Origin of the sequence: Streptomyces sp. NBC_00158 (genome assembly GCF_045160885.1) — a bacterium.
GTDB lineage: Bacteria > Actinomycetota > Actinomycetes > Streptomycetales > Streptomycetaceae > Streptomyces.
The window spans coordinates 1,820,712-1,838,882 of the sequence record NZ_CP108161.1 but is presented as its reverse complement, the minus strand read 5'-3'; the positions used below and the strand labels follow the sequence as shown (position 1 = coordinate 1,838,882).

The window sequence follows — 18,171 nt, the reverse complement described above, 5'->3', positions numbered from 1 at the left end:
CGTCCGGGAAGCCGTACCGGAGCGGTACTACCCCGAAGTAAGGTCGCCGCATGCTGCCTACCTCCCCGGGCGACGACGCCGTACGGCCCGCCGGACTCCGCATCGGGCACCTCGACCTCGCCGGCCGGGTGGACGAAGCCCTGCGCGTCCAGGCCGTCGCCTTCGGCCTCAGCGAGGAGGAGGTCGGCATCCGGCGCTACATCGTCCAGCGCCACATGACCTGCCCCGGCGCCCGCGCCCTCGGCGCCTTCACCGACGACGGGGCGCTGGCCGGCTTCGTCTACGGGATGCCCAACGACCGCGGCCACTGGTGGTCCACCATCGTCGAGCCCTACCTGCGGGCCGGCGGCACCGAACACTGGCTCGACCACTCCTTCGTCATCACCGAGCTGCACGTCCACCCCGGCTTCCAGGGCTGCGGGGTCGGCCGCGCCCTCATCACCCGGATCACCGACGGCGCCGCCGAGCCCCGCTCGATCCTCTCCGCCATCGACACCGACAGCCCGGCCCGCGGGCTCTACGCCGCACTCGGCTACCGGGACCTGGCCCGGAAGGTCCACTTCCCTAGCGCGAGCCTGCCGTACGCGGTCATGGGCGCGCCGTTGCCCCTGCTCAGGCCGCCGTACGCGGGCTGAAACGCGTTTCCGGGCGCGGCGGGGTTCTCGGTAGCCTCCCGGTATGTCCACTCACCACGTACAGCGCATGTCCCGCCTCATGGCCAAGACCCTCCGCGAGGACCCGGCCGACGCCGAGACCCTCAGCCACCGCCTCCTGGTCCGGGCCGGCTACGTCCGGCGCAGCTCCGCCGGCGTGTGGACCTGGCTGCCGCTCGGCAAGAAGGTCCTGGACAACGTCTCGCGCATCGTCCGCGAGGAGATGGACGCGATCGGCGCTCAGGAAGTGCTGCTGCCGGCCCTGCTGCCGAAGGAGCCGTACGAGGTCAGCGGCCGCTGGTCGGAGTACGGGGACCTGCTGTTCCGGCTGAAGGACCGCAAGGGCGCCGACTACCTGCTCGGCCCCACCCACGAGGAGATCTTCACCCTCGTGGTGAAGGACCAGTGCACGTCCTACAAGGACCTGCCCGTCATGCTGTACCAGATCCAGACCAAGTACCGGGACGAGGCCCGGCCCCGGTCCGGCGTGCTGCGCGGCCGCGAGTTCCAGATGAAGGACTCGTACTCCTTCGACGTGTCGGACGAGGGGCTCGCCGAGTCCTACCGGCTCCACCGCGAGGCCTACGTGCGCATCTTCGAGCGCCTCGGCCTGGACCACCGCATCGTGTCGGCCGTGTCCGGCGCGATGGGCGGCTCGGCGTCCGAGGAGTTCCTCGCGCCGGCCGGCGCGGGCGAGGACACCTTCGTGGACTGCCCCGACTGTGACTACGCGGCGAACACGGAGGCGGTCACGTTCGCGCTGACGCCGGTCGAGGGGTCCGGACACGCTCCTCTGGAGGAGATCCCGACCCCCGACACGCCCACCATCGAGACCCTGGCCGCGCACCTCGGTGTCCCGGCCTCCGCGACGCTGAAGAACCTGCTGGTCAAGGTGGACGGCGAGATCACCGCCGTCGGCGTGCCGGGAGACCGCGAGGTGGACCTGGGCAAGCTCGGGGAGCACCTGGCCCCGGCGGTGGTGGAGCTGGTGACGGCCGAGGACTTCGCCGGCCGGCCCGACCTGGTACGCGGCTACGTGGGCCCGCAGGGCCTGGAGAAGGTCCGCTACCTCGCCGACCCGCGCGTCGCGCCGGGCACGGCGTGGGTGACGGGCGCCAACAAGGCCGACACGCACGCGCGGAACGTGGTCTGCGGCCGCGACTTCGAAGTGGACCAGTACCTCGACGTGGTCGTCGTCGAGCCGGGGGACCCCTGCCCGGCGTGTGGTGCGGGGCTGAAGCTGGACCGGGCCATCGAGATCGGGCACATCTTCCAGCTGGGGCGGAAGTACGCCGACGCCTTCGGGCTGGACGTCCTCGGCAGGGAGGGCAAGCCGGTCCGGGTCACCATGGGCTCCTACGGCATCGGCGTCTCCCGCGCGGTGGCCGCGCTGGCCGAGCAGACCGCCGACGAGCGCGGCCTGCGCTGGCCCGCGGCGGTGGCACCGGCCGACGTCCACGTGGTCGCGGCGGGCAAGGCCGTGCCGCTCGCGCTGGCCGAGGAAGCGGCGGCCGCCCTGGCCGCGGCCGGACGGCGGGTCCTGCTGGACGACCGTCCCGGGCTGTCGCCGGGCGTCAAGCTGACGGACGCGGAACTGATCGGCGTGCCGTGGATCCTGGTGGCGGGCCGCCGCTCCGCCGAGGGCGCCGTCGAACTCCAGGACCGCACGGCGGGCACCCGCGAGGAGCTGCCGCTGACGGAGGCGCTGGCGCGGGTGTCGTAGGGGGCCTGGGGGCTGGGGGTCTGTGGGTGGGTCCGTGGGCCGTCGGGCCGTTGGTCCGTCGGCTCCGCGGTGCGGGCCGGCTATCTCCCCCTCGACCCCCTGGGGCCGGGCGGTGGCTGCCCACCCGCCTCCCCGTCTGCGGGCCGGTGGCCGGGTGGGCGGTGCCCCCTGGGGCGATGTCAGGGAGGGTTTGGGGGTTTCCCGTCAGTCCCATCGTCCTTCCGTGTCGGGCCGGCCTGTCAAGGGCGCTCCCTTCGGTCGCGTCACTGCGTGATCGCCTTCGGCGACCCTTGACAGGCCGACCCGCCCCGGAACGCCGAAAGACTGACGGGAAGCCCCCAAAAGAACGGTCACCGGACAGAGGGGGAGGGACGGTCCGTCAGGGACCAGGCGAGGGGCCGGGGCCCGGCTCGCCGGGCATCCGAGCCCTCAGAAGTCCCGCTCCGGGGCTGGGTGCGCGACTACCCGCACCAAAAGGCGACCCGAGCCCCCTGCGGAGCCCCCAGGCGCGCCAGATCGCTACGCGCTCCTCTCGTCTCGGCGTCCGGCGGCCGCCCGTGGCTGATACCTGCACGAAAGGACGAGCAGGGCAGCCCAGGGAGCCGACGGGCGCGTCAGGTCGCTACGCGCTCCTCCTGGGTCGGCGGCCTCGGGCCGTCTGGGGCTGAGGCCCACACCTCCTCGGCGAGGCCGGCAGATCCAGCCTCGCCTGGTGGCACCTCCCAGCGGTAGCTGGGGGAGTTTGAGGCGCGGGCGCGGTAGCGCCGTGTTTGGGCCGCGCCGGCGCGTAGACCCCTACCGCCCCGAGCCGCGCCGGCGTCTGAGGCGAGAACGGGTGAAGGGCGGGTGGGGGACCGCCCCGCGCAGCGGCATGCCCCCGGCGGGGCTACGCGGGCGGCGGCGGGGGCGGCTCGGGCGCGGGAGCAACAGGGGCGGGAGCGACAGGGGTCGCGCGTTCCAGGAAGCGGAGGAGTTCCACCGGGAACGGGAGGACCAGGGTGGAGTTCTTCTCCGCCGCGACCGCGATCACGGTCTGGAGGAGGCGGAGCTGGAGCGCGGCCGGCTGGTCCGACATGACGGCGGCGGCTTCGGCCAGTTTGTGCGAGGCCTGGAGTTCGGCGTCCGCGTTGATGACGCGGGCGCGGCGTTCCCGGTCGGCCTCGGCCTGGCGGGCCATCGACCGCTTCATCGTCTCCGGCAGGGAGACGTCCTTGATCTCCACGCGGTCGATCTGGACGCCCCAGCCCATCGCCGGGCTGTCGATCATGAGCTCCAGGCCCTGGTTGAGCTTCTCCCGGTTCGAGAGGAGGTCGTCCAGGTCGCTCTTGCCGATGATCGAGCGCAGCGAGGTCTGCGCCATCTGGGAGACGGCGAAACGGTAGTCCTCCACCGCGATGATCGCGCTCGCCGGGTCGACCACCTTGAAGTAGACGACCGCGTCCACCCGGACCGTGACGTTGTCCCGGGTGATGCCCTCCTGCGCCGGGACGGGGAGGGTGACGATCTGGAGGTTGACCTTGTGCAGGCGGTCGGCCACCGGGAGGATCATCGTGAAGCCGGGCGGGCGGACGCCCTCGCGGAGGCGGCCGAAGCGGAAGACGACGCCGCGTTCGTACTGCTTCACCACCCGGGCGGCCGCGCCCAGGTACACCGCGGCGCCCGTGGCGGCGGCGATTCCTGCTGTCAGCAGTTCCTCGACCATGACGGCCCCCTGCCGGACATGTGTCCTTTTGGGTGTTATGCCCTCACAGCCAGGCCGCGAACTCCAGCAGGAGCTCCGCGTCGCGGCGGCGGCCGGCGGCCAGTGCGCGGACGCCGGACTCCGCCGCCCGGAACACCGTCCAGGCGCGAAGCCGCTCCCGGTCCACCTCCAGGGAGTCGGCGAGCTTGTTCACCCGCCGGCGCGCCCCCGCCGCCCCGGTGGAGGCGGCCATCTGGTCCTCCAGCCGGTCCCGGACCAGCCGGGCCAGGTCGTAGGCCCGTTCGCCCACCAGCGGGTCCGGGCCCACCGTCAGCCAGGGGGCGCGCTCGGCCGCCAGCACCTTGCCCTGCCGGAAGTTCCCGTGCAGGAGGAGGGATTCCGGGGGTGCGGCCGTCAGCTCGGAGCGGAGGGCCAGGGCCGTCTCCGCGAGCGTTCGTGCTTCCGGCGGGGCCGAGCGCAGCAGGCCGGACTGGGCGGCCGTGCGTTCGGCCACCGTCTCGAAGGGGTGGTCCTGCGGCGGGGCCACCCACAGCCGGCGCAGCGTGCCGCAGGCCTCCAGCAGGGCCTTGGCCTCCGGGAGCGAACGCAGCGACACGTCCGGGTGCAGCCGCTCCAGCAGCAGCGCCCCGTCCTCCTCGTGGTGGCGCGAATCCAGGACGCGTACGGCCCCGAAGCCGCCCCAGTGGGCGAGTGCGGCCAGTTCCAGGCCTGGCGATGCTCCCGGCGGCGCCAGTTTCAGGACGGCCGGGGTGCCGTCGGGGTAGCGGACCAGCAGCACCACGCTGCTGCGCCCGCCCGGGGCCTGGACCCGCTGGGCCGTGACGTCCCGCCGCTTCAGCGCCTCCTCGGCGAGCTCGGGCAGACGCCCCAGCCACTCCGTGTCCCGCTCGGTCGGCGGCAGCTCGCCGAGCGCCCGTACGAGCCGCTGCGGCGGTTCGAAAGCCATGCGTGCCTGGTCCCTTTCAGCTGGTACGGGCCGCCTGTGCGCGTTCCGTGAGCCCAGGGAAGGCTACGCCGACACCGCGCCAGCGCGCCGCCCGCACGGCCGCCGCGCTCAGCGCGTCAGCCGCCTCGCGGCGCAACTGGCCGTCCGCCGACCTCACGAGGTCGGAGTACGCGCCCGCCACCCGGTCCTCGATCACGGCGGCCAGCCGCTCGCAGTCGGCCGGGGTGCGCACCTCGAAGGGCAGGGCGTACGCGGCCTCCGCGGCCTGCGGCGCGCCGCCCAGCTCCCGCACGGTCCGGGTCAGCCGGTCGCGCCGGGCCAGGTGGCCCCCGTACGCCTCCCGGGCCTCGTTCGCGCGGGCCTGCGCGATGCGCGCGCCGATCACCCCGTACGCGTACGCGGCGGCGTGCTCGGCGGCCAGCGCGGCCTGGGCGGCCGGCAGCGGGCCGCGGGCGGGGGAGGGCGAGGGCTTCACGAGGCGGCTCCCGGCGTCGAGGTGAGCAGGTAGGCGTGGACGGCCCCGCAGGCCGCCACCGAGGCGAGCATCCGGGCCAGCTCCCCGGGGGCGCCGCCCAGGGCGATGGTCCGGGCCTCCGAAAGGTCCCGCTCCGCCTCCGCGAGCGCGTTCAGCGCCTCGGCGGGCTGCTCCGGGACCGGCTCCTTGCGCGCCGCCGGAGCGCCCGCGGCGGGCGCCGCGCCGCCGGACGCGGACGGGGAGGGCGGCCCCGGGTGCGGGGACGGCTTCCCGGCGGCGGGGTCGGCGGAGGCCAGGGCAGTGGTGTGCGCGGCGACGGCGGCGCGCAGCGGCCCGAGGCGCTCGGCGAGCGCGGGATGGGCCGCCAGGGTGGCGTCGTAACGTTCCAGCAGCCGCTCGCTGTCACGAACGGCGCCCTCCCGCATCCGCCGGTCGAGTGCGATCCCGCTGTCGGCGTCCGGCGCGCCACCGCCACCGGCGCATCCGGTGATCAGTACGGCCCCGGTCGCGCCGGCGGCCCCGGCGAGCAGGCTCCTGCGGGAGGGCGAGCGCCTCGAAGGCGTGGTCAAGGGCACGGCGGCCTCCTCGGAGGGTGGTGGCGGGGCAGAGTGTGATCACGGTACCCGGGGGTCCCGTCCACAGCGCGGACGGCAACACCCTCCGCGACCGGATACCCTTTGACCTGACACGACGGAAAACCACAACAGCACACGCGGCCGAGGAGTCACCCGGATGAGCACCACCCAGAGCGACAGGCTGCGCGGACTGCTGGAGCCACTCGTCGCCGCCAAGGGCCTGGACCTCGAGGACATCGAGCTCTCCAAGGCGGGCAAGCGCCGCATGCTGCGCATCATCGTGGATTCCGATGAGGGTGTCGACCTGGACGAATGCGCCGAGCTGAGCCGTGAGATCTCCGACCGGCTCGACGAGTCCGACGTGATGGGCGAGGACGAGTACAACCTCGAAGTCAGCTCCCCGGGCGCGGACCGCCCGCTCAGCGAGCACCGTCACTACGTTCGGGCGACCGGCCGCCTCGTGAAGTTCCAGCTGGCCGAGGGCGGGGAACTGATCGCCCGCATCCTCACCACCGACGACGAGGGCATGGACCTCGAAGTCCCGGGTGTGAAGGGCCGCAAGGCGACCGCCCGTCGTATCGCTTTCACCGACATCGCCAAGGCGCGAGTCGAGATCGAGTTCAGCCGCAAGGACAAGAAGGAAGAGGAGGCGTAGCCGTGGACATCGACATGAGTGCCCTGCGGGGTCTGGTCCGGGAGAAGGAGATCTCCTTCGACCTGCTCGTCGAGGCGATCGAGTCGGCCCTCCTCATCGCGTACCACCGCACCGAGGGCAGCTTCCGGCGTGCCCGTGTCGTGCTCGACCGCACCAACGGTCACGTGGTCGTGTGGGCGACCGAGGACCCGAGGGACCTCGAAGAGGGACAGGAGCCCAAGGAGTTCGACGACACGCCGTCGGACTTCGGGCGGATCGCCGCGACCACCGCCAAGCAGGTGATCCTCCAGCGTCTGCGCGACGCCGAGGACGACCTGACCTTCGGCGAGTTCGCCGGCCGCGAGGGCGACGTCATCACCGGCGTCGTCCAGCAGGGCAAGGACCCGAAGAACGTCCTCGTCGACATCGGCAAGCTGGAGGCCATCCTGCCGGTGCAGGAGCAGGTCCCCGGCGAGGAGTACACTCACGGCCTCCGTCTGAAGACGTACGTCGTACGAGTGGCGAAGGGCGTCCGCGGTCCGTCCGTGACCCTGTCGCGCACCCACCCCAACCTGGTGAAGAAGCTCTTCGCGCTGGAGGTCCCGGAGATCGCCGACGGCAGCGTCGAGATCTCCGCGATCGCCCGCGAGGCCGGCCACCGCACCAAGATCGCCGTCCGGTCCACCCGCTCCGGCCTCAACCCGAAGGGCGCCTGCATCGGCCCGATGGGCGCCCGCGTGCGCAACGTGATGGCCGAGCTGCACGGCGAGAAGATCGACATCGTCGACTGGTCGGACGACCCGGCGGAGATGGTGGCGAACGCGCTGTCACCCGCCCGGGTGAGCAAGGTCGAGGTCGTCGACTGGGACAGCCGCTCCGCCCGGGTGACCGTGCCCGACTACCAGCTGTCGCTGGCGATCGGCAAGGAGGGGCAGAACGCCCGCCTCGCCGCCCGCCTCACCGGCTGGCGCATCGACATCCGGCCCGACACCGAGGTGCCCGCCGACGCGGACGCCGGTGCCTGACCGGGAATAAACCGCTACCGGCCGGGGGTTCCCGGCCGGTAGACAGGTACTCCGGCGCCGCCGGAGCACCCCACGAACCACGACGACATCCGTTCGATTTTTCACCTGAAGGGGTGAGGTCGGTACGGGGAGGTAGACTTAGGCGTGTCTGGCCGGACGCAAGCCCGCGCATGCCCCGAACGCACCTGTGTGGGGTGCCGGGAGCGAGCGGCCAAGAGCGATCTGCTGCGGATCGTGGCGATCAGGGACGAATGCGTCCCCGATCCTCGCGGTACGCTGCCCGGCCGGGGTGCCTACGTGCACCCCGCCGTGGTCTGCCTCGACCAGGCGGTCCGCCGCCGGGCGTTCCCCCGGGCCCTCAGGTCCGCCGGAGCGCTCGACACGGAGGAACTGCGCAAAGCCCTGGCCGTACCGGCCGAGGCGACACCGTAAGAAGAAGTACGGCACGGACATCCCGTGCGGTCAGGTACCTCGCGAGTTGGAAGTAGGTCGAGATTGCGATGAGCACTCGATGAGTACGCGATGAGTACGCCCATGAAGTAGCGACGGTCCGGCGTAACCCGGACCTAAAAGGAGCGAAGTGGCTAAGGTCCGGGTATACGAACTCGCCAAGGAGTTCGGGGTAGAGAGCAAGGTCGTCATGGCCAAGCTCCAAGAACTCGGTGAATTCGTCCGTTCGGCGTCCTCGACGATCGAGGCGCCGGTTGTACGCAAGTTGACTGACGCACTGCAGGGGCCCGGCGGCAACGCCGGCAAGTCCGCTGCGAAGCCCGGCGCGCCCCGCAAGGCCGCGCCCGCCAAGCCCGCGGCGCCCTCCCCGGCCGCCGCGGCACGTCCTGCTGCCCCCAAGCCCGGTGCGCCGGCGGCCCCCAAGCCCGCCGCAGCCGAGGCCCCCGCGGTCAGTGCCCCGGTGACTCCGGCCACTCCCGGCCCGCGTCCCGGTCCCAAGGCTCCCGCCCCGAAGCCCGCTCCGGCGGCTCCCGTGGCGACCGAGTTCTCCGCGCCTCCGGCGGCCCCGGCCGCTCCGGCGCGTCCCGCCGCGTCCCCCGGCCCGCGTCCGGCGCAGCAGCGCCCGGCCGGTCCCGGTCAGGGTGCCCGTCCCGGCGCCCCGCGCCCGGCCGGCGCCACCCCCGGCGCCCAGGGTCAGCGTCCTGCCGGTGGCTCCCAGGCCCCGCGTCCGCAGGGCGCCCGTCCGGCCGGTCCCCGTCCGGGCAACAACCCCTTCACCTCCGGCGGCTCGACCGGCATGGCGCGCCCGCAGGCGCCCCGTCCGGCCGGCGCTCCCCGTCCCGGTGCCCCCGGCGCCGGCGGCCAGGGTGCCCCGCGTCCGCAGGCCGGTCCCGGCGGCGCCCCGCGTCCGCAGGGCCCCGGCGGCGCCCGTCCGACCCCGGGCGGCATGCCCCGTCCGCAGGGCGGCGCTCCGCGTCCGGGCCCGGGCGGCAACCGTCCGAACCCGGGCATGATGCCGCAGCGTCCCGCTGCCGGCGGTCCCGGCCCGCGTCCCGGCGGCGGCCCCGGCCGTCCCGGTGGTGCCGGCGGTCCGCGTCCCGGTGGTGGCGCCGGTCGTCCCGGCGGCGGCTTCGCCGGCCGTCCGGCCGGTCCGGGCTCGCGTCCGGCCGGTGGCGGCTTCGGCGGCCCGCGTCCGGGTGGCGGCGGCTTCGGCGGCGGCCCGGCCGGTGCCGGTGGCGGCGGTCGTCCCGGCTTCGGTGGCCGTCCCGGCGGTCCCGGTGCCCGTGGTGGCACGCAGGGTGCCTTCGGCCGTCCCGGCGGGCCCGCCCGTCGCGGTCGCAAGTCGAAGCGCCAGCGTCGCCAGGAGTACGAGGCCATGCAGGCCCCGTCCGTCGGCGGCGTGATGCTGCCCCGCGGCAACGGCGAGACCGTTCGCCTGTCGCGCGGTGCGTCCCTCACCGACTTCGCGGAGAAGATCAACGCCAACCCGGCGTCGCTCGTCGCCGTGATGATGAACCTCGGCGAGATGGTCACTGCCACGCAGTCCGTCTCCGACGAGACCCTCCAGCTCCTCGCCGGCGAGATGAACTACACCGTTCAGATCGTCAGCCCGGAGGAAGAGGACCGCGAGCTCCTCGAGGGCTTCGACATCGAGTTCGGCGAGGACGAGGGCGGCGAGGAATTCCTCATGCCGCGTCCGCCGGTCGTCACCGTCATGGGTCACGTCGACCACGGTAAGACCCGCCTGCTCGACGCCATCCGCAAGACGAACGTCGTCGCGGGCGAGGCCGGTGGCATCACCCAGGGCATCGGTGCCTACCAGGTGGGCACCGAGGTCAACGGCGAAGACCGCAAGATCACCTTCATCGACACCCCGGGTCACGAGGCGTTCACCGCCATGCGTGCCCGTGGTGCGAAGTCGACCGACATCGCGATCCTCGTGGTCGCGGCCAACGACGGCGTCATGCCGCAGACGATCGAGGCGCTCAACCACGCCAAGGCCGCCGGCGTCCCGATCGTCGTCGCGGTCAACAAGATCGACGTCGAGGGTGCCGACCCGGTCAAGGTGCGCGGTCAGCTCACCGAGTTCGGTCTGGTCGCCGAGGAGTACGGCGGCGACACGATGTTCGTCGACATCTCCGCCAAGCAGGGTCTGCACATCGACTCCCTGCTCGAGGCCGTCGTCCTCACCGCCGACGCCTCCCTCGACCTGCGCGCCAACCCCGAGCAGGACGCTCAGGGTATTGCGATCGAGTCCCACCTCGACCGCGGCCGCGGTGCCGTCGCCACCGTCCTCGTCCAGCGCGGTACCCTCCGCGTCGGCGACACGATGGTCGTGGGCGACGCCTACGGCCGAGTGCGCGCCATGCTCGACGACAAGGGCAACAACATCGAGGAAGCGGGTCCGTCGACCCCCGTCCTGGTCCTGGGTCTCACCAACGTCCCCGGCGCCGGCGACAACTTCCTCGTCGTCGACGAGGACCGCACCGCCCGTCAGATCGCCGAGAAGCGTGCTGCGCGCGAGCGCAACGCCAACTTCGCCAAGCGCGTCCGCCGGGTGTCCCTGGAAGACCTCGACTCGGTCCTCAAGGCCGGTCTGGTCCAGGAACTCAACCTCATCATCAAGGGCGACTCGTCCGGTGCGGTCGAGGCCCTGGAGTCCTCGCTGCTCCAGCTCGACGTCGGCGAAGAGGTCGACATCCGCGTCCTGCACCGCGGTGTGGGTGCGGTCACGGAGTCGGACATCTCGCTCGCGATGGGCTCCGACGCCATCGTCATCGGCTACAACGTCCGCGCTGTCGGCCGTGCCGCGCAGATGGCGGACCGCGAGGGCGTCGACGTCCGCTACTACTCGGTGATCTACCAGGCCATCGAGGAGATCGAGGCGGCCCTCAAGGGTCTGCTCAAGCCGGAGTACGAAGAGGTCGAGCTCGGTACGGCGGAGGTCCGCGAGATCTTCCGCTCGTCCAAGCTGGGCAACATCGCGGGTGTCCTCATCCGCTCCGGCGAGGTCAAGCGCAACACCAAGGCGCGGCTCCTGCGCGATGGCAAGGTCATCGCCGAGAACCTCACCATCTCCGGTCTGCGCCGCTTCAAGGACGACGTCACCGAGATCCGCGAAGGCTTCGAGGGCGGTATCAACCTCGGCTCCTTCAACGACATCAAGATCGACGACGTCATCGCGACGTACGAGATGCGCGAGAAGCCCCGCGTCTAAGCGCGAGGCACATCGCACCGTGTCGTAACCCCGGGGCCGGTCGGCGGAATATCCGTCGATCGGCCCCGGCCGTTGCGTGTACGGTTCTGGTGACCCTGCCGAGCGTCGGCCGGCAGGCCACCTAACCCGCACCGGCGGGATATCCGGAACTGCATGTACGTGGGGACTCTGTCCTTCGACCTGCTCCTCGGCGACGTCCATTCGCTGAAGGAGAAACGCTCCGTCGTCCGGCCCATCGTCGCCGAGCTCCAGCGCAAGTTCTCCGTGAGCGCGGCCGAGGTGGGAGACCAGGACCTGCACCGCAGGGCCCGCATAGGGGTCGCCCTGGTGAGCGGGGACGCGGGGTTCGTATCGGACGTGCTCGACCGCTGTGAGCGGCTGGTCGCGGCGCGTCCGGAAGTGGAGCTGCTGTCCGTGAGGCGGCAGTACCACGGTGATGAAGACTGATTGCTTTTCTGCAACAAAGAAGGAGACGGACCAGTGGCCGACAATGCGCGGGCGAAGAAGCTGGCGGACCTCATCCGGGAGGTGGTGGCCGAGAAGCTGCAGCGCGGAGTCAAGGACCCCCGCCTCGGTACGCACGTGACCATCACGGACACACGGGTCACCGGCGACCTGCGGGAGGCCACGGTCTTCTACACGGTCTACGGCGACGACGAGGACCGGGCCAGCGCGGCAGCGGGCCTGGAGAGCGCCAAGGGCGTACTGCGCTCCGCGGTCGGCCGGGCGGCGGGAACCAAGTTCACGCCCACCCTGACCTTCGTCGCGGACGCCCTCCCGGAGAACGCCAAGACCATCGAGGACCTCCTCGACAAGGCGCGGGCCTCCGACGCCCAGGTGCGCGAGGTGTCCTCCGGCGCGAAGTACGCCGGCGAAGCCGACCCGTACAAGAAGCCGGGCGACGAGGACGACGAGGACGCAGCCGCGGAATGAGCACCAACGCAGGGAAGACTCCGGACGGCCTTGTCATCGTCGACAAGCCGTCCGGCTTCACTTCGCACGACGTGGTCGCCAAGATGCGCGGGATCGCCAAGACCCGCCGCGTCGGCCACGCCGGCACCCTCGACCCGATGGCGACGGGCGTCCTCGTCCTCGGCGTGGAGAAGGCCACCAAGCTCCTCGGCCACCTCGCGCTGACCGAGAAGGAGTACCTCGGCACCATCCGGCTCGGGCAGAACACCCTCACGGACGACGCCGAGGGCGAGATCACCTCGTCCGCCGACGCCTCCGGGGTCACCCGCGAGGCCGTCGACGCGGGCGTCGCCAAGCTGACCGGCGAGATCATGCAGGTCCCGTCCAAGGTCAGCGCCATCAAGATCAAGGGCGTGCGCTCCTACAAGCGCGCCCGCGACGGCGAGGACTTCGAGATCCCGGCCCGTCCGGTCACCATCTCGTCGTTCCAGGTGTACGACATGCGCGAGGCCGAGGCCGAGGACGGCACCAAGGTCGTCGACCTCGTCGTCTCCGTCGTCTGCTCCAGCGGTACGTACATCCGCGCCATCGCCCGCGACCTGGGCGCCGACCTGGGCGTCGGCGGCCACCTCACGGCGCTGCGGCGCACCCGGGTGGGCCCGTACAAGCTCGACAGGGCGCGCACGCTGGACCAGCTCCAGGAGGAGCTGACCGTCATGCCGATCGGCGAGGCGGCCGCCGCCGCGTTCGCGCGCTGGGACCTGGACGCCCGCCGGGCCTCGCTGCTCGCCAACGGCGTGCGGATCGAGATGCCGGACGACTACCAGGACGGCCGCACCGTCGCCGTCTACGGCCCCGAGGGCAAGCTGCTCGGGCTCGTGGAGAGCAAGGGCGGCAAGGCGAAGTCCCTCGCGGTCTTCGTCTGACAGGGGCCCCGGCCCCTCCACCGGGTTGACGTGGAGCGGTGAGCGCACACGGACTGCGGCTCACCGCTCCACAACCCCCCTCGGGTAGGTCTCTATCCACCCGGAGCAGCGTATTCACCCGTCCGAGCAGGCGCTCGGAGTGAATGCGGGGAGCGTAGGGGGGCGCTTTCGGCACGCGTGCTTTCCGCGCTGATCTTCACTTGCCTACCGTCGTGAACACGGGTCCCGCGGCGGGGGAGTGGTGCGGCGATGGCGGACGAGGTCACGGACGGTACGAGGGACGCCGGCCGCGGCGCCCTGGCGGGTGCCGGGGGGCCGGCCGCCGGGCTGGTGACGATCCGGGACCGGGAGGGACTCCCGCGCGGGAGCGGCTTCGTCGCCGACGACCGGGGCACGGTGATCACCAGCCACGAGGCCGTCGACGGCCTGGCGGGCGTCGTGCTGCACGCACCCGGCGACGAGGGGCCCGGCCTGCCGGTCGCGGCCGGCGACGTGACCCCCCTGCCGGAGCTCGGGCTGGCCCTCGTGCGCGGCGGCGGACTGGGCGTGCGGCCGCTGCCCGTGGCGATGTGCGAGGTGATCCCCGCGGGGACGTACGTACGCCTGCCCGCGCGGGGCTGGCGCCAGGCGCGGGTGCTCGGGGCGGGCGCGGAGGTCACCCACACCGCGGCCGGCCGCCCCCACGTACTGCCCGCCGCCGTCGAGCTGGCCATCGGGACGGCCGGCCGGGACGCCCTGCGGCTCGGCGGCGAGGTCCGCGGGGGGCCGGTCCTGGACGCGGCGACCGGAGCGGTGCTCGCGGTACTGGGCACCGCCCTCGAAGCGGAGCACCGCTGCGGAAGCTTCGCCGTACCCCTGCGCGCGGCCGCCGCGGCCGCCCCGGGGGGTCCCCTCGACGCGCTGCTGGAGCGCAACTCCGCCACCGTGCCGGGCTACGGGGCGGACCTCAACCTGGCCGGCGCCCTGGAGCTGACCGCCACCACCCTCGGCCCGGCGCTCCCCCCGGCCACCACCGCCGAACCCGCCCCGGATCCCGTGCCGCGCCCCGGGATCACCGCCGGGCTGGCCGCCTTCACCGCCGGGCCGGACCTGGTGCTCGGCCTGGTCGGGGCCCCCGGCACCGGCCGCACCACCGCCCTCGCCGCCCTGGCCGCCGACCGGGCCCGCGGGGCCCGCCCCGCGCCGACGCTCTGGCTGCGCGGGGCCGACCTGCGGGACGGGGACGCCTCGCTGGCCGACGCCGTGACCCGCGCCCTGACGGCGGCGGCCCGCATCCTCACCGCGGCCCCCGCCCCGCCCGGGCCCCCGCCCCGCAAAGCCCGTCCGCCTCGGCCCCGCCGAGCCCCGGCGGGCCCGCCGGAGCCGGGCCCGCCGGGGAGGCCGACCCCGTCGGGCCGGAGCCCGCCGGGGAGGGGCTCGCCGAGCGCGTGGCGCGGCTCGCGGGGGCCGCCGGGCGGGCGCTGCTGGTGGTGCTCGACGCCCCCGAGGAGATGCCGCCCCGGCTCGCGCACCGCCTGGAGCCGTGGACCGGGGCCACCGCCGGCTGGCTGCGCCGCACCGGCGTCCGGCTGGTGGTCGCCGCCCGGCCCGAGTACTGGGAGCGGGCCGGGGACCTCTACCCGCCCGAGCTGCTGCACACCCCGGCGCGCGCCGCCCGGCGGCTGCCGCCCGCGCTGCCCGTCGGGGACCTGACCCCGCAGGAGGCGCGCGAGGCCCGGGCCCGGCTGGGGATCCCGGACGGCGCGGTGCGGGAGGCCGACGCCCGGCACCCGCTCACCCTGCGCCTGCTCGCCGGGATCCGCGCCGCCGAGGTCACCGACGGCCGCCCGGGCCGCGACGAGGTCTTCGCGGCGCACCTGGACCTGGTGGCCCTGCGCGTCGCCGTCCGGATCGCGGCGGCGACCGCCGCGGGAGCGGCCGGCGCGGGAGCGGGGCCCGTGGCCGGGGTGCACGGCCCCGGCGTGCGGCGGCTGGCGGCCCGGGTGGCCGGCCGGGTGCACGAGGCCGCCCGGCGGTGCCTCGGCCCCGGGCAGGGCCAGCTGGACCGGGCCGCCTTCGAGGAACTGTTCCCCTGGCGCACCGGCTGGGCCTCCGCCGTCCTCACCGAGGGCCTGCTGGTCCCCGCCGGACCCGGCTACCGCTTCGCCCACGAGGAACTGTCCGACTGGCTCCAGGCCGCCCACCTCGACGTCCCGGGCGCCCTGGACGGTCTCGTGCACCACGGGCCGGCCGACGCCGGCCCGCCCGTGCCCCGGCACCGCATCGGGCCCGTACTCGAGGCCCTCCGCAGGCTCCCGCCCGCCGAGGTCTGCGGCCGGCTCGACGCCCTGGTCGCCGCCCTGAACTCCTTCGCCGAACGGGCCGCCGAGGGATCCCCGGAGCCCGTCCACCCCGACCGCGTCTGGTGGGCCTCCCGCCTGCTGCGGGCCACCCTGCTCGGCGCCGCCGACGCCACCGGCCACCTGCCCGTCCTGCACGCCCTCGCCGAGCACGTGGCCCGCTCCGGCACCCGCGAGTTCGGCGGCTGGTTCTGGAACCGGCTCCGGCTGCCCGAGTGCGACCGGCTCGACCTGCTGCGCCGGCTGCTGCCCTCCGACCACCTCTACCTGGAGGCCGCCGGCCGCCGCCTGGCCCGCGCCCCGCAGCTCGTCCTGCCCCTGGTCTGCGCCTGGTTCACCGACGAGCGACGGCTGCGCGGCCGCCCCGGAGCCACCGTCGCCACCGCCGCGCAGGCCCTGCTGCACACGCACCGCGGCCTCGCCGTGGACGACCTCACCGAAGCCCTGGTCGGCGCGGCGCACCCGCGCGCCGACGAACTCCTCGCCGTGCTCGCCGAGGACGAGCCGTCCGCCCTGAGCCGGGCCGTCGACCGCTGGGCGCACGACGAACGGCCCGAACGCCGCGTGGCCGCCGCCGCGTACGGCCTCGCCACCGCCCCGCACGTCCGCACCCCCGCCGACCGGGAGCTGCTGCGCCGCGCCGCCCTGGCGCTCCTGGACCGGCCCGGCGAGACCGGCGTGCACGGCCCCGCCCTCGGCGTCCTGCTCCGCGACCCGCAGGCACGGGCCCGCTACCTGCCCGACGCCCTCGACTGCTTCCGCGACCCGGCGGCCGGCTCCCGGCCGCCCGCCTCCGCGCTGGTCGCGGCGCTGCCCGTACTGCCCGACCCCGACGCGGTGTTCGCCGCGCTGCGGGCCCGGGCCGACGGGGAGGTGATCCGCGCCCTGGCCGCGCTCGCCACCCCCGGCCTGGCCCGCCGCGCGGCCGACCTCGTACGCGACCACCTCGCCCGCAGCCCCGAGGACGCCCCGCACGCCGCCGCCTTCGTGGACCGGCGCCTCGACCAGGGCCCGGCGGCCGGACCCGTGCTGCGCCCCCTGGTCCTGGCCCTGCTGCGGAACGCCCCGCGGCCGGTCCGGGCCGAGGTGGCCGGCGTACTGGCCGCGCCCGGGGCGGAGGCCTCGTACCCGCTGCGGGCCGAGCTGGCCGACGTACTGCTGCGCGAGGAGTCCGACCCGGCGGTGCTCGGCGCCTTCCTGGCGGGGCTCGCCGCCGGGAGCTGCCGGCGCCCGGAGGCCCGTACCCGCGAGCTGCTGCGCCGCACCGGGCGGCAGCTGCTGCGGGCACCCGGCGGGCCGGAGGTGTTCGAGCAGCGCACGGTGGAGCTCGCCCGCGCCGACCCGGTGTTCGGGGCGCTGGTCTCCCGCTGGCTCACGGAGGCCGCGACGGAGGCGGCGGCCCTGCTCGGGCCGGGCGCCCGGCGTACCGTGGAGACTCTTCGTAGGGCCGCGCCGGACATTACCTGAGGCGGGGAGCGATTCCGGCCAGAGCCGATGCGGGGCCCCGGCCGGGGGCATGGCAGTCTTAGACCTGCAATCGGCAATTCAGTACAGGGACTACAAGGGTTCGGGCGAGGAGCGGTCACAGTGCAGCGCTGGCGTGGCTTGGAGGACATCCCCCAGGACTGGGGACGCAGCGTCGTCACCATCGGCTCCTACGACGGTGTGCACCGGGGACACCAGCTGATCATCGGACGGGCCGTGGCGAAGGCCCGCGAGCTGGGCGTGCCCGCGGTCGTCGTCACCTTCAGCCCGCACCCGAGCGAGGTCGTGCGGCCCGGCAGCCACCCGCCGATCCTGGCCCCGTACGACCGGCGTGCCGAGCTGATGGCCGGCCTCGGGGTCGACGCGCTGCTGATCCTGCCGTTCACGGCGGAGTTCTCGCAGCTGTCCCCGGCCGACTTCATCGTGAAGGTGCTGGTCGACAAGCTGCACGCGCGCGCCGTCATCGAGGGCCCGAACTTCCGTTTCGGCCACCGGGCCGCCGGGAACGTCGACTTCCTGCGCGAGCTGGGCTCCACCTACGACTACGAGGTCGACGTCGTGGACCTGGTCGAGCGCGGCGAGGCGGGCGGCGGAGTGCCGTTCTCCTCCACCCTGGCGCGCAAGCTCGTCGCCGAGGGCGACATGGACGGCGCCGCCGAGATCCTGGGCCGCCCGCACCGGGTCGAGGGCATCGTGGTGCGCGGTGCGCAGCGCGGCCGCGAGCTCGGCTACCCGACGGCCAACGTCGAGACGCAGCCGCACACCGCGATCCCGGCCGACGGGGTGTACGCGGGCTGGCTGACGGCCGACGGAGAGCGGATGCCGGCGGCGATCTCGGTCGGTACGAACGTGCAGTTCGACGCCACCGAGCGGACCGTGGAGGCGTACGCGATCGACCGCGTCGGGCTGGACCTGTACGGCAAGCAGGTGTGCGTCGACTTCCTCGCGTACGTGCGGGGGATGGCGAAGTTCGAGTCGCTCGACGGGCTGCTGGAGGCCATCGCGGACGACGTGAAGCGGGCGCGGGTCCTGACGGACGCCTTCGACGCGGCGCGGCGCTGACCCACGCCGAGGGGCCCGTACCGTCCAGGACGGTACGGGCCCCTCGG

General features: G+C 74.1%; 14 protein-coding genes and 1 pseudogene. 11 read left to right on the top strand and 4 right to left on the bottom strand.

Annotated features, from left to right (window positions below; all coding sequences use genetic code 11):
- Positions 1-50: 50 nt before the first annotated feature.
- Both OG553_RS08085 and OG553_RS08080 read left to right on the top strand, forming a co-directional pair.
- Positions 51-635 carry a GNAT family N-acetyltransferase gene (locus tag OG553_RS08085; RefSeq protein WP_405978340.1) on the top strand — a complete coding sequence of 195 codons (585 nt, stop codon included), beginning with the start codon at positions 51-53 and terminating at the stop codon, positions 633-635.
- 43 nt (positions 636-678) lie between these two features.
- Positions 679-2,376: a proline--tRNA ligase gene (locus OG553_RS08080; protein ID WP_405978339.1), complete on the top strand. Its 1,698-nt coding sequence runs from the start codon at positions 679-681 to the stop codon at positions 2,374-2,376.
- Positions 2,377-3,262: 886 nt separating this feature from the next.
- Here the strand turns inward: OG553_RS08080 and OG553_RS08075 are convergent.
- Genes OG553_RS08075 through OG553_RS08060 form a run of 4 tightly spaced genes read right to left on the bottom strand, consistent with a single transcriptional unit; the run spans position 3,263 to position 6,074 of the window.
- The gene (locus OG553_RS08075) at positions 3,263-4,078 is read right to left on the bottom strand and encodes a slipin family protein (RefSeq protein WP_405978338.1); all 816 of its coding nucleotides are present in this window, start codon (positions 4,076-4,078) and stop codon (positions 3,263-3,265) included.
- 43 nt (positions 4,079-4,121) lie between these two features.
- Positions 4,122-5,024, bottom strand: a complete 903-nt coding sequence (locus OG553_RS08070; RefSeq protein ID WP_405978337.1) for an aminoglycoside phosphotransferase family protein — start codon at positions 5,022-5,024, stop codon at positions 4,122-4,124.
- A 16-nt stretch (positions 5,025-5,040) separates the two neighbouring features.
- Positions 5,041-5,499, bottom strand: coding sequence for a DUF4439 domain-containing protein (locus OG553_RS08065; protein WP_405978336.1), 459 nt, complete (start codon positions 5,497-5,499; stop codon positions 5,041-5,043).
- Entirely contained in the window at positions 5,496-6,074 is a 579-nt protein-coding gene (locus OG553_RS08060; protein ID WP_405978335.1) for a hypothetical protein, read from the bottom strand. The genes OG553_RS08065 and OG553_RS08060 overlap by 4 nt, the downstream gene beginning before the upstream one ends.
- Positions 6,075-6,231: 157 nt before the next feature.
- On the opposite strand from OG553_RS08060, the gene rimP reads away from it, so the two are divergent.
- From rimP to OG553_RS08015, 9 genes and pseudogenes are all read left to right on the top strand, one after another.
- Positions 6,232-6,729: a ribosome maturation factor RimP gene (gene rimP / locus OG553_RS08055; protein ID WP_405978334.1), complete on the top strand. Its 498-nt coding sequence runs from the start codon at positions 6,232-6,234 to the stop codon at positions 6,727-6,729.
- 2 nt (positions 6,730-6,731) lie between these two features.
- Positions 6,732-7,733 (top strand): transcription termination factor NusA, encoded by a 1,002-nt coding sequence (gene nusA, locus OG553_RS08050; protein WP_405978333.1) that lies wholly within the window; start codon positions 6,732-6,734, stop codon positions 7,731-7,733.
- 144 nt (positions 7,734-7,877) lie between these two features.
- Positions 7,878-8,165: a YlxR family protein gene (locus OG553_RS08045; protein WP_405978332.1), complete on the top strand. Its 288-nt coding sequence runs from the start codon at positions 7,878-7,880 to the stop codon at positions 8,163-8,165.
- A gap of 148 nt (positions 8,166-8,313) precedes the next feature.
- Positions 8,314-11,400, top strand: coding sequence for a translation initiation factor IF-2 (gene infB, locus OG553_RS08040; RefSeq protein ID WP_405978331.1), 3,087 nt, complete (start codon positions 8,314-8,316; stop codon positions 11,398-11,400).
- 153 nt (positions 11,401-11,553) lie between these two features.
- Entirely contained in the window at positions 11,554-11,847 is a 294-nt protein-coding gene (locus tag OG553_RS08035; RefSeq protein WP_405978330.1) for a DUF503 domain-containing protein, read from the top strand.
- Positions 11,848-11,880: 33 nt separating this feature from the next.
- Positions 11,881-12,333, top strand: coding sequence for a 30S ribosome-binding factor RbfA (gene rbfA, locus OG553_RS08030; protein ID WP_405978329.1), 453 nt, complete (start codon positions 11,881-11,883; stop codon positions 12,331-12,333).
- Positions 12,330-13,238, top strand: a complete 909-nt coding sequence (gene truB / locus OG553_RS08025) for a tRNA pseudouridine(55) synthase TruB (protein ID WP_405978328.1) — start codon at positions 12,330-12,332, stop codon at positions 13,236-13,238. Before rbfA ends, truB begins: the two co-directional genes overlap by 4 nt.
- Before the next feature lie 249 nt (positions 13,239-13,487).
- A pseudogene (locus OG553_RS08020) lies at positions 13,488-17,113 on the top strand (serine protease); the annotation flags it as partial.
- 51 nt (positions 17,114-17,164) lie between these two features.
- The gene (locus OG553_RS08015) at positions 17,165-18,124 is read left to right on the top strand and encodes a bifunctional riboflavin kinase/FAD synthetase (protein WP_125819236.1); all 960 of its coding nucleotides are present in this window, start codon (positions 17,165-17,167) and stop codon (positions 18,122-18,124) included.
- The last annotated feature ends 47 nt before the right edge of the window (positions 18,125-18,171 follow it).

Coding starts and splice junctions, on each gene's coding strand:
- OG553_RS08085 (WP_405978340.1), top strand. CDS start 51: ATGCTGCCTACCTCCCCGGGCGACGACGCCGTACGGCCCGCCGGACTC.
- OG553_RS08080 (WP_405978339.1), top strand. CDS start 679: ATGTCCACTCACCACGTACAGCGCATGTCCCGCCTCATGGCCAAGACC.
- OG553_RS08075 (WP_405978338.1), bottom strand. CDS start 4,078: ATGGTCGAGGAACTGCTGACAGCAGGAATCGCCGCCGCCACGGGCGCC.
- OG553_RS08070 (WP_405978337.1), bottom strand. CDS start 5,024: ATGGCTTTCGAACCGCCGCAGCGGCTCGTACGGGCGCTCGGCGAGCTG.
- rimP (WP_405978334.1), top strand. CDS start 6,232: ATGAGCACCACCCAGAGCGACAGGCTGCGCGGACTGCTGGAGCCACTC.
- OG553_RS08035 (WP_405978330.1), top strand. CDS start 11,554: ATGTACGTGGGGACTCTGTCCTTCGACCTGCTCCTCGGCGACGTCCAT.
- truB (WP_405978328.1), top strand. CDS start 12,330: ATGAGCACCAACGCAGGGAAGACTCCGGACGGCCTTGTCATCGTCGAC.